General features: G+C 65.3%; 20 protein-coding genes. 9 read left to right on the forward strand and 11 right to left on the reverse strand.

Going from position 1 to position 9,084, the window contains the following annotated elements:
- Window positions 1–327: 327 nt before the first annotated feature.
- The 5 genes from CKO40_RS22875 to CKO40_RS22895 all read right to left on the reverse strand — a co-directional run bounded on the left by CKO40_RS22875 (window position 328) and on the right by CKO40_RS22895 (window position 2,057).
- On the reverse strand, window positions 328–729 hold the full coding sequence (locus tag CKO40_RS22875) for an exonuclease domain-containing protein (RefSeq protein ID WP_200348768.1): 402 nt from the start codon (window positions 727–729) through the stop codon (window positions 328–330).
- Between the two features lie 112 nt (window positions 730–841).
- Window positions 842–982, reverse strand: a complete 141-nt coding sequence (locus tag CKO40_RS22880) for a hypothetical protein (RefSeq protein ID WP_200348769.1) — start codon at window positions 980–982, stop codon at window positions 842–844.
- A gap of 82 nt (window positions 983–1,064) precedes the next feature.
- Window positions 1,065–1,355 (reverse strand): type II toxin-antitoxin system RelE/ParE family toxin, encoded by a 291-nt coding sequence (locus CKO40_RS22885; protein ID WP_200348770.1) that lies wholly within the window; start codon window positions 1,353–1,355, stop codon window positions 1,065–1,067.
- Window positions 1,352–1,576: an addiction module protein gene (locus tag CKO40_RS22890; RefSeq protein WP_200348771.1), complete on the reverse strand. Its 225-nt coding sequence runs from the start codon at window positions 1,574–1,576 to the stop codon at window positions 1,352–1,354. The genes CKO40_RS22885 and CKO40_RS22890 overlap by 4 nt, the downstream gene beginning before the upstream one ends.
- 46 nt (window positions 1,577–1,622) lie before the next feature.
- The gene (locus CKO40_RS22895) at window positions 1,623–2,057 is read right to left on the reverse strand and encodes a DUF433 domain-containing protein (RefSeq protein WP_200348772.1); all 435 of its coding nucleotides are present in this window, start codon (window positions 2,055–2,057) and stop codon (window positions 1,623–1,625) included.
- 28 nt (window positions 2,058–2,085) lie between these two features.
- Between CKO40_RS22895 and CKO40_RS22900 the strand changes: the two genes are divergently transcribed.
- The 3 genes from CKO40_RS22900 to CKO40_RS22910 all read left to right on the forward strand — a co-directional run bounded on the left by CKO40_RS22900 (window position 2,086) and on the right by CKO40_RS22910 (window position 3,928).
- Window positions 2,086–2,673, forward strand: coding sequence for a hypothetical protein (locus CKO40_RS22900; RefSeq protein WP_200348773.1), 588 nt, complete (start codon window positions 2,086–2,088; stop codon window positions 2,671–2,673).
- Window positions 2,674–2,886: 213 nt separating this feature from the next.
- On the forward strand, window positions 2,887–3,462 hold the full coding sequence (locus tag CKO40_RS22905; RefSeq protein ID WP_420827409.1) for a tyrosine-type recombinase/integrase: 576 nt from the start codon (window positions 2,887–2,889) through the stop codon (window positions 3,460–3,462).
- A 205-nt stretch (window positions 3,463–3,667) separates the two neighbouring features.
- Window positions 3,668–3,928, forward strand: coding sequence for a WGR domain-containing protein (locus CKO40_RS22910; protein ID WP_200348774.1), 261 nt, complete (start codon window positions 3,668–3,670; stop codon window positions 3,926–3,928).
- Here the strand turns inward: CKO40_RS22910 and CKO40_RS22915 are convergent.
- Window positions 3,922–4,149 carry a hypothetical protein gene (locus tag CKO40_RS22915; protein ID WP_200348775.1) on the reverse strand — a complete coding sequence of 76 codons (228 nt, stop codon included), beginning with the start codon at window positions 4,147–4,149 and terminating at the stop codon, window positions 3,922–3,924. The genes CKO40_RS22910 and CKO40_RS22915 overlap by 7 nt on opposite strands.
- Window positions 4,150–4,263: 114 nt before the next feature.
- On the opposite strand from CKO40_RS22915, the gene CKO40_RS22920 reads away from it, so the two are divergent.
- Window positions 4,264–4,506 (forward strand): hypothetical protein, encoded by a 243-nt coding sequence (locus CKO40_RS22920; RefSeq protein WP_200348776.1) that lies wholly within the window; start codon window positions 4,264–4,266, stop codon window positions 4,504–4,506.
- Window positions 4,503–4,970 (forward strand): type II toxin-antitoxin system VapC family toxin, encoded by a 468-nt coding sequence (locus CKO40_RS22925; RefSeq protein WP_200348777.1) that lies wholly within the window; start codon window positions 4,503–4,505, stop codon window positions 4,968–4,970. The genes CKO40_RS22920 and CKO40_RS22925 overlap by 4 nt, the downstream gene beginning before the upstream one ends.
- A gap of 9 nt (window positions 4,971–4,979) precedes the next feature.
- Here CKO40_RS22925 and CKO40_RS22930 read toward each other — a convergent pair whose 3' ends face one another.
- From CKO40_RS22930 to CKO40_RS22945, 4 genes are all read right to left on the reverse strand, one after another.
- Window positions 4,980–5,126: a hypothetical protein gene (locus CKO40_RS22930; protein WP_200348778.1), complete on the reverse strand. Its 147-nt coding sequence runs from the start codon at window positions 5,124–5,126 to the stop codon at window positions 4,980–4,982.
- Window positions 5,127–5,167: 41 nt separating this feature from the next.
- Window positions 5,168–5,548 carry a DUF433 domain-containing protein gene (locus CKO40_RS22935; protein WP_200348779.1) on the reverse strand — a complete coding sequence of 127 codons (381 nt, stop codon included), beginning with the start codon at window positions 5,546–5,548 and terminating at the stop codon, window positions 5,168–5,170.
- Between the two features lie 195 nt (window positions 5,549–5,743).
- On the reverse strand, window positions 5,744–5,905 hold the full coding sequence (locus CKO40_RS22940) for a type II toxin-antitoxin system RelE/ParE family toxin (protein WP_338074254.1): 162 nt from the start codon (window positions 5,903–5,905) through the stop codon (window positions 5,744–5,746).
- Window positions 5,906–5,971: 66 nt separating this feature from the next.
- Window positions 5,972–6,262: a type II toxin-antitoxin system ParD family antitoxin gene (locus CKO40_RS22945; protein ID WP_200348781.1), complete on the reverse strand. Its 291-nt coding sequence runs from the start codon at window positions 6,260–6,262 to the stop codon at window positions 5,972–5,974.
- Window positions 6,263–6,381: 119 nt separating this feature from the next.
- Between CKO40_RS22945 and CKO40_RS22950 the strand changes: the two genes are divergently transcribed.
- The 4 genes from CKO40_RS22950 (at window position 6,382) to CKO40_RS22965 (ending at window position 8,693) form a co-directional block, all read left to right on the forward strand.
- Entirely contained in the window at window positions 6,382–6,630 is a 249-nt protein-coding gene (locus tag CKO40_RS22950; protein WP_200348782.1) for a type II toxin-antitoxin system RelE family toxin, read from the forward strand.
- Window positions 6,614–6,973 carry a helix-turn-helix domain-containing protein gene (locus tag CKO40_RS22955; protein WP_200348783.1) on the forward strand — a complete coding sequence of 120 codons (360 nt, stop codon included), beginning with the start codon at window positions 6,614–6,616 and terminating at the stop codon, window positions 6,971–6,973. Before CKO40_RS22950 ends, CKO40_RS22955 begins: the two co-directional genes overlap by 17 nt.
- Window positions 6,974–7,109: 136 nt before the next feature.
- Complete coding sequence (locus CKO40_RS22960; RefSeq protein WP_200348784.1) at window positions 7,110–8,150, forward strand: MBL fold metallo-hydrolase; 1,041 nt, start codon at window positions 7,110–7,112, stop codon at window positions 8,148–8,150.
- Between the two features lie 84 nt (window positions 8,151–8,234).
- A complete protein-coding gene (locus CKO40_RS22965; protein ID WP_200348785.1) occupies window positions 8,235–8,693 on the forward strand; it encodes a lipocalin family protein in 459 nt (152 codons plus the stop codon).
- Window positions 8,694–8,704: 11 nt separating this feature from the next.
- Here CKO40_RS22965 and CKO40_RS22970 read toward each other — a convergent pair whose 3' ends face one another.
- Window positions 8,705–8,893 (reverse strand): DUF2283 domain-containing protein, encoded by a 189-nt coding sequence (locus CKO40_RS22970; RefSeq protein ID WP_200348786.1) that lies wholly within the window; start codon window positions 8,891–8,893, stop codon window positions 8,705–8,707.
- Between the last annotated feature and the right edge of the window lie 191 nt (window positions 8,894–9,084).

Genomic DNA, 9,084 nt, shown 5'->3' on the forward strand with positions numbered 1-9,084 from the left:
GCAACGCCGTGCCAGCGCCGGACCGTGGACAACGCGTGCAGGCCGCCTGATTCCCATCAGGCGGGCGTGGGGACAAGCCGTGGACAACCCGCTCACGCGGGTTGCCCACACCTTGCCCCCACTCCTGTACCCGTTGCCCACCGCCCGGCGCACCACCCCAGGCGCTCGCTGAGCACGCCTGCGGCGCGACGGCTGCTGGTTTTAAAAAAGCAATCAAGACAAACCCGAGGAGGAACCAACCATCAGAGACATCACGCCGCCCGTTGACGGATCGTGACCGATGGGTCGACGATTCCAAGTCCAGTGCGTGCGCGAGTCCACGGCCGGTCACGTTCGTCGGAATAGGCACGTGGCCTGGCAATCGTTGATCGCGCGATGACTGGCGCCGTCCCAGTCGAAACCGATATAGGTCGCGGCGACGTGGAGCTTCTGCCAGCGGTAGCTGCCGTGCCAGTCGCTCCACTCGCCGAAGACCTCGGCGAACTCCCGCATTGCACAGCGGACCTCAGCGGAGACCTCCAGCTCGACGCGCAGGAAGCCGGCGCCGAACGGGGCGTTGTAGATCACCACCAGGGCGTCGTAGACGGCGGCGATGATGCGTCGGCGCAGCTCGTCGAGCGTCGGCGCGTCCGCGACATCGTCCGGTGCGATGCCGGGGATCGCCTCGGCGCCGGGCCAGCGGCGATGTCGCTCGGGCCGGACCAGGCTGTCGAGCAGAAGATCGATCACATCGGGGGCCGTCCTCGTCCAGGATCCCGATCTCGAGGATCTCGTCCGTGCGGAGATCGAGCCCGGCGGTCTTTAGGTCCAAGAAGACGGTGCGCATTGGTCAGCAGCCTGTTCAGGATCGGCCGTTCGCCGCCTTACCCGGCTGCAAGCCCTCCAACAGTCGCCGCAGCTCGTCGGCCCTGGCCGCACGCTCGGTGAGCGTGGCCACCTCGACCCGGAGCGCAGCCGCGGCCTGGTCGGCAGCCGTCCGCACCTGGCGCTCTTCATCGAGGGCGGTCTCGGGCTTGGCGATTTTCTTGGCGCTGGCGAAGCCTTCGACCCCGAGAAGCGTTGCCTCAGACGCGGTGCTTCCAGTAGTCCGATGCCCTGTGAAGGTTCATCACCGCCACGATCAGGATGCCGTCGTTCTCCTCGCTGTACAGCACACCGTATGGGAAGCGCCGGACGAGTGATCGGCGGACGTCGCCGTCGAGCGCGGGCCAAGCCTTGGGAAAGTCGAGGACGCGCTGGATCGTGTCGTACACCTCAAGCGCGAAATCATAGCCGAGGCCGAGTTCGATGGACTCGTAGTAGTCGATCGACAGGTCCAGCTCGGCTGCGGCCTCCGGATGGAAGCGATAGCTCACCGCTTGAAGCGTTCCCAGACGCGCTCGAATACGGCCTCGCCAGGGATGGCTTCGACCTCACCGGAGCGCAGCTCCGCGAGCCGGCGCCGGGCCTCAGCTGCCCACTGGGCATCGACGTCGGCTTGCGGCGGATTCAGGCTCCGAAGCAGCGAGTCCACTACCAGCGCGCGCTCCTCGACAGGTAGTGCGATTGCTTGTTCAATCAGCTCTTTCGTACTCATCGGGCATCACCTCGGGTTGGGAGGGCGGTTGCAGCGAGCAAGCGGATCACGCCGACTCCGGCCCAGCCTGGCGCGCGATCAGGCGCGCTCGGTTCCCGGCGGGAGCGAAGATCCGCTCGTTCGCCTCCCGCACCTCGGCCGCGCGCCGCTCACGCGCCCGGAGGTGGTCGTCCACCTCGGCGGTATGGGCCAGGTAGTAGGCGATGACGGCGTACACCTGGCCGAGCGATATCGCCGGATACTGATCCGCGATTTCTTCAGCAGTGGCCCCATCGCAAAAGGCGCCGATCACGGTGTCCAGCGTCACGCGGGAGTTGCCCACGTGAAAGACCCCGGCGGCATCCGCTGCCAGGGGTGGTGCCTCGGCCGCGACGACCATGGTCATGGCATTTCTCCGCATGGGTTGCTCGGCGATCAAGGCGCCGATCGCGTGTCGATGATAGCCGACCAGGTTCTCGATCTGCTCGAACGGGCGGCCCATCGGGCGGTCGACCAGGGCGCCGGATCGCGTGAATCTCGTCGGTGCGGGCACCGAGTCCGGTGGTCTCCAGGGACAGGAAGACGGTGCGCATCGTCAGCGCTGCCCGCCTGCCGCGTTGTCGGGCTGGAGGCGTTCCGGCAACTGCCGGAGTTCGTCGACCCTGGCCGCCCGCTCGGACCCAAAGGCGACAAGGCTCTACGCCGACCGCAGCGACCAGGTCCCCCTTCATGAGGTCGAGCGGATCGGGTTTTGGGCGCAGAAGCAGCACATGGTCTCGGCTTGGTCCGGATACCTCAGCGCACTCCTCTTCGACCAGGAACAGCAGGGCCTCGCGGCGGCCGTCGGACCACTCCCGCAGCAGCGGGACATCCAACTCCCGGAAGCACTCACCGAGACGCTACTGGAGCTGCTCCTGGTGTACGGGGACGATCTTGGCACCGGTGGAGGTCGATGGCTTAGGTGTCCGCCATTAGCGTCGGGACATCACCTGCTGGTCGCCGGTGACAAGGCAGGAACGGCGCAGAAGCGCTTCTACAAGCAGTTGGTTCGCAAGGCCGACGAGCGCTTCGACGCGCATCTGAAGCGCCTGACGGCAGAGAACGGAGGCAAACGATGAAGACGTTGACTGATATGATGAACACACTCCCCGAGGAGCGGCGCGCACCGGTGCAAGCCCGCGCGGACCGACGAGGCTCAGAGCGTCAAGCAGCAGCTCGCGGCACTACGCCATCTGCTCGACTGGCTGGTCACCGGTCATGTTCTGCATACGAACCCGGCGTCTTTCGTCCGGGGACCGAAGTTCTCCTACACCAAGGGCAAGAGGCCGATCCTGACGCCGACCGAGGCCCGGAAGCTGAGCCGGTCGATCCCGACCGATACCCTGGTCGGCCTGCGGGACCGGGCGCTGATCGGGCTCATGATCGACACCTTCGCCCGGGTCTCGGCGACGGTGACCATGAACGTCAAGGACGTGTACCGCAAGCAGGACCACTTGTGGGTGCGCCTGCACGAGAAAGGCGGCAAGCACCACGAGATGCCCTGCCAGCACAATCTAAAGGAGTGGCTCCAGGAGTACATCGAGGCCGCAGGGCTAGCCGAGGACCCGAACGGGCCGCTGTTCCGGACCGTCGATCGCAAAACCAAGCAGCTCGGCGCCAACCGCCTCGACCGGCAACGCGCCTGGGCCATGGTCAAGCGCCGGGCGAAGAAGGCCGGCATCGACACGCCTGGCATCTGCAACCACACCTTCCGGGGCACCGGCATCACGGCCTACCTGGAGCACCCCGAGGCCAAGCTGGAGCACGCCCAGCAGATGGCCGCGCACTCGGACCCGAAGACGACACGGCTCTATGATCGCCGCAGCGATCAGGTCTCCCTCGATGAGGTCGAGCGGATCGGCATTTAGGGCTCCCCCTGGCCGGCTTACCGTACGAGATTTTCCGTTCTACGGCGCCCGGCCAGGTACCGCCAAATTGCCCGCGTGGCCTGGCAATCGTTGATCGCACGATGACTGGCGCCGTCCCAGTCGAAACCGACATAGGCCGCGGCAACGTGGAGCTTCTGCCAGCGGTAGCTGCCGTGCCAGTCGCTCCAATTCTACGCTGCGTCTCATGACCCCTTCTGCGACACAACGCTCCTGGATCAACCCCGAGAAGGCCCTCTACTACCAGGTCTTCCTCGGCCAGGATCTGTTCGGCGACTGGACCCTGATCAAGGTCTGGGGCGGCATCGGCTTGAACCGCGGCCGGATGCACAGCACCGGTGTCGCATCCTACGAGGCCGGCGTCGAACTGGTCGGCGAGATCGCCTGGCGCCGTGCGCAACGCGGGTATGCCAGCGTGTCCCCTGACGCCAACGACCGGGCTCAGTGAATCCCTGCCGTCTTCTTGGCAACCCGCACGGACTCGATACCGCTCTCGGCAAAGACATCCTCGTAGCGCTCGATGATCTCGAAGAGCCTGATCGATCGCTGCTCCTCGTCCAGCGCTCCGCTCGCGCTCAGGGCCTCCTCGGCGGCGAGAGCCCGATGCGCGCGCTTGCTCGCCAGCAGACTCCAGAACATCCGCTCGTCGTACTCGTCGACAAACCCCATGTGTGGCGCCCGCTCCTCGTAGTCCTTGGTCTCGAAGTACTCGTCCCGATCTGGGTCGTTTCATGGAGCCTCGCGAGCCTCACCAACTGCACCAATTGGTGATATGCTGCGTTGATGAAACGCGCAACCATCACCCTTCCCGACGACCTCGAGCAGGCGCTGGAGCGATTCGTCGATGAGCAGGCCATCCCGGTGCAGCTAACCGCGGTCGTGCAAACTGCCGTGAGGGAATACCTCGGCGAGCGCGGCTATCTGCCGAGCACATCCAAGCTGCGTATCCGCCCGGCTAAGCGCGGCAGTGGCCAAGAGGACGTGAGCGTCTCGCACGACCATTACCTGTCGTCGTCTGCGACGTGACCCGCGCGGTCCTTGCCGATACCGGACCACTGTACGCAGCGGTCGACCCTGACGACCAGTACCACGCCCGAGCGCAGGAACAGCTGCAAGCCCTTGCCGAGCAGAGTCTGTCGGTGGCACTTGCCTATCCGATTCTGCTGGAGACGTACACGCTGATTCGGTACCGACTCGGCGCCGGCAGCGCTGCGGCTTGGTTGGAAGACGTGAGAGAGGGCAGTGCGTGGGTCAATCCAAGTCCGCAGGACTATCGTGAGGCTACGACGTGGGTCGGGCGCTTTCCCGACCAGTCCATCACCCTGTTCGACGCCACCTTGGCGCTTGTCGCGGCACGGCTGTGCCTGCCGGTGTGGACCTATGACCACCACTTCGACTTGCTCCGCAAGGGCACGCCTCGGGTCTTAAGTCTTCTGCGGCGTCCGCAGCGCGGGCGGCGGATCGGCGCAGATAATGCCAAACGGCCCTAGGTTCGCGGCCTATCGCAGCGGCAGGTACTGGACTTGGCCCTCCCACTCTCCTTCCTCGCTGCAGGTCGCCAGGAGCACGATGTCGTCGATGGCCGAGCGCAACGCCACCGTACGGCCGACCTCGAAGACGCCGGGCATGGCCTTGCCGGTTCGCACGCGCTCGTAGGCGAATGCAGTAATGGTGGCAACGTCGTGAGTCAGAAGGATGCGTTGCTGCTCGGCCGCCTATGCCAGCACGGTCGGATCGTCCGCGCCCGAAAGGCCAACGTCCTGGACGCGGACCCAGTCGATGTCGGGCTGCCGCAGGCGTACACCTGGCCGAGCGATATCGCCGGATACTGATCCGCGATTTCTTCAGCAGTGGCCCCATCGCAAAAGGCGCCGATCACGGTGTCCAGCGTCACGCGGGAGTTGCCCACGTGAAAGACCCCGGCGGCATCCGCTGCCAGGGGTGGTGCCTCGGCCGCGACGACCATGGTCATGGCATTTCTCCGCATGCGTGGTTCGGCGATCAAGGCGCCGATCGCGTGTCGATGATAGCCGACCAGGTTCTCGATCTGCTCGAACGGGCGGCCCATCGGGCGGTCGACCAGGGCGCCGGATCGCGTGAATCTCGACGGTGCGGGCACCGAGTCCGGTGGGCTCCAGGGACAGGAAGACAGTGCGCATCGTCAGTGCTGCCCAGCTGCCGCGTTATAGGGCTGGAGGCGTTCCGGCAACTGCCGGAGTTCGTCGACCCTGGCCGCCCGCTCGGACCCAAAGGCGACAAGGCTCTACGCCGGCCGCAGCGACCAGGTCCCCTTCATGAAATAGCGAAGGTCCGGCGCAATGTCGGGCCTTGCCGGGCCAAGGCCCGGCTGGTCGGCGAGAAGCAGGAGCTTCTCCTCGATGTCATCAAGCACGCGGTCGGCGGCGCGCTCATCGTCGTGGGCGATTTAAAGCCAGATGTCGATCAGGTCTTCCTCGGCCTGGGCCGTGCGCTTGATCGTCGAGATGATCTCTCACGCGCCTGTTGTCTCGGTGTCTTGCGCCGCAACGAGCCGCCGCCGGGCCTCGGCCTTGATCGCCGCCATATCGGCATGACGTCCCGGTCCACTTGCCAGACCCTCTTCCCAGAGACGCCACAGCTGCTCAACGTCTTTCCTCTCCAGGGCGCGCCGACGTTTCCACTCCCGCAGCGCTTCGCGCATGACCTCGCTGCTGGACGCATACTCGCCGCTCTCGACGGCTTCGCGCACGACCGCCAACATTTCCGGCGTCAGCGCAACACTCACCTTTTCGACGTTTGCCATGATGGTGAACCTCCGGGTTTCATGGTAGGAAAGATTCCCACCGGGGAGCAAGAAGATCCCTTCGAGATGCTTGCGATTCACGATAACGTTGCACTCTGTCCACGGCATGGAACGTTTGCATGACAAACACGCTGATCACGACGAAATCAGGGGGACTGGGGCTGCGCAACCCGGAGGCGACACGAAGCATCCTGGCGGCTATCGAAGACTTCGCCGCAGGCAAACCTTGCGACGTCAACGCGCTCGTCAATCACGCCGACAGCCATCGGTTGCGTGTCGGCGCATACCGCGTGCTGATGACGGTCGACACCGTTATCGAGGTGAGTTGGATCGAAGAGGTCAAGAAGCGTGATGAACGCACCTACTGATGTACAGATCATCCACCAGGACGGGAAGCCGGCCTTTGCGGTCCTGCTGATCGCGCAGTATCAGGCCCTCTTGAACCCTGAGGGCGAGAAACGAGCGACCTTGCCGCACGAGGTGGTGAAGATGAACCTGCAGGACGGTGACAGCCTGCTGCGCGCGTGGCGCCGCTGGTTGGGGTGGAGCCAAAGCGAGCTGGCGCGGCGCGCCGGCGTCACTCAGGCCCAGGTGGCACGGTTCGAGACCGGAAAGGGCATCCCGCGAGCTGATACTCTATTGCGGCTATCCAACGCCATGGGGGTCATGGCCGATCTGCTTTGGGAGGATGAGACTGACGACGAAGCCTGACGTATGGCCCAACCATGCGAGTAACGGTAACGCGCTCACCAGCGTCTCGGATTGCCGATTTGCCTCGCCCTCGACGCCGACTTCCGCTCCTTCGGGCTGCATTGCCTGCCGAACAGACACTGACCGCTGACCTGTTATGCCCGCCGCTGCCTACCAAGCCGTCGCCGACGGCGTCTTCTGTATCGACACCGGTCTCTACCGCGACGGCCTCGCCGCCTGCTATCTGCTCCGCGAGCGCGACCGGCTCGCCGTCATCGACACCGGTACCGCCCATACGGTACCCGGCCTGCTCGGCCTCATCGCCGAGCTCGGCCTGACGCCCGAGCATGTGGACTACGTGATCCCGACCCATGTGCATCTCGATCATGCCGGCGGCGCCGGCGTGCTGATGGCCGCCTGCCCGAACGCGACCCTGATCAGCCATCCCAAGGGCGCACCGCACCTGATCGACCCCGCCAAGCTCACCGCCGGCGCCCTCGCCGTCTACGGTGAGGACGCCTTCGCCCGCGACTTCGGCGCCTTGCAGCCGGTGCCCGAAGCGCGCGTCATCGCCGCCGCCGACGGCCAGGCCTTCGAGCTCGCTGGTCGGCCGCTGACCTTCATCCATACACCCGGCCATGCCAACCACCACGGGTGCATCTTCGACGAAGCCTCCGGCGGGGTCTTCACCGGCGACACCTTCGGCATCGCCTACCGCGCATTCGACACCGCCGCCGGCCCCTGGCTGTTCGCCCCGACCACGCCGGTCGCCTTCGATCCGGACGCTTGGCAGCGGAGCCTGGACCGGCTGCTTGCGCTTGAGCCCATGGCAGCCTTCCTGACGCACTACGGCCGCCTCGACGCCCCGGCGCAGCAGGTCGACCGACTCAGGCGCAGCATCCGCGACCTCGCGGCCATCGCCCTTAACCACGCTGACCAACCGCATGCCGATCGGGCGCATGCCGATCGGGCGCATGCCGATCGGTTGCATGCCGATCAGCCAGACATTGGCCAGCCGCAAGACGGGCGCAAGGACCGGATCAAGGACGCGATCACAGCGCACCTGCTCGCAGATGCACGCGCCCTGGGCAGCACGCTGGATGAAGCTCGAATGCGAGAACTGCTCGCGGTGGACCTGGAACTGAACGCCCAAGGGCTCGAGGTCTGGCTGCAGCGGCGCGAGAAGCGCGGTCACTGAGCGCAACCAATGAAGAACCTACGTCGACTATTGCAGCGCGTTCGGTCGGGCCGCTCTGCTGCGTCCCGCCATCCTCCTGCAACCGTGGCACAGGTCGACCTTGACCGCCTCCTTGGGACCTGGTTCGAGGTCGCAAGACTGCCGAACCTGGAGGCCGACGGCTTCGGGCAGCACAGCGTGAACGTGACCGCAACCTATGCGAAGCGCTCCGATGGCCGCATCACCGTGCAAACGGTGTCCTACAACGCCAAAGCGAAGATGCGGCGCACCGAGGTCAATGGGATGGTCCAGCCCGCGGACCCGAGCAACGCGAAGCTGATTCTGCGATTCTTCAAGCTGATTCGCGGCGATCTCTGGGTCATCGGCCTCGACCCCGAGTACCGATGGGCACTGATGGGCACGCCGAGCCGGCGACGGCTATGGCTGATCGCGCGCACACCGCAGCTCGACCCCGCCGACCATGAGCAGGCGATGGCGATCGCCTCGGCGCAAGGCTACGACTCGGCGCGCGTGCGAACGACTCCGCAAGGTGTCGAGGCTTGAGCCGGACCTGCTCAGGCGGCGTCGTCCATCGACTGCGGGCGGATGCGTTTGCTCACCGACAGGACCTCGATCCCGACCAACCGGCCCTCAGCGTCGTAGTCGGCATTGATGCCCGGCTCGATCGCCTTGGTGGTCTCTACCTCAGAAGAAGCAATCTCGAAATAGGCGGCGTCAGCCTCGGGGTCGAATTCTAACTTCACAGGTCTTTCACCTCATCATCAAAAATGTATGGTCCGCCCCGGTGGCGCAAGTACCACTGGCATGATGGTGAGAACAGACTGCGTCAATGTATCCGGCCTCGGTTTGGCCGATCACGCAGGATCGCCGGGCCTCGATGGAAATCCGCGCCATGCGTTCCTGAATAAGCCGATGACCTCCGTCTGGGGCCGTT

This window comes from Halochromatium glycolicum (assembly GCF_016584085.1).
Taxonomy (GTDB): domain Bacteria; phylum Pseudomonadota; class Gammaproteobacteria; order Chromatiales; family Chromatiaceae; genus Lamprobacter; species Lamprobacter glycolicus.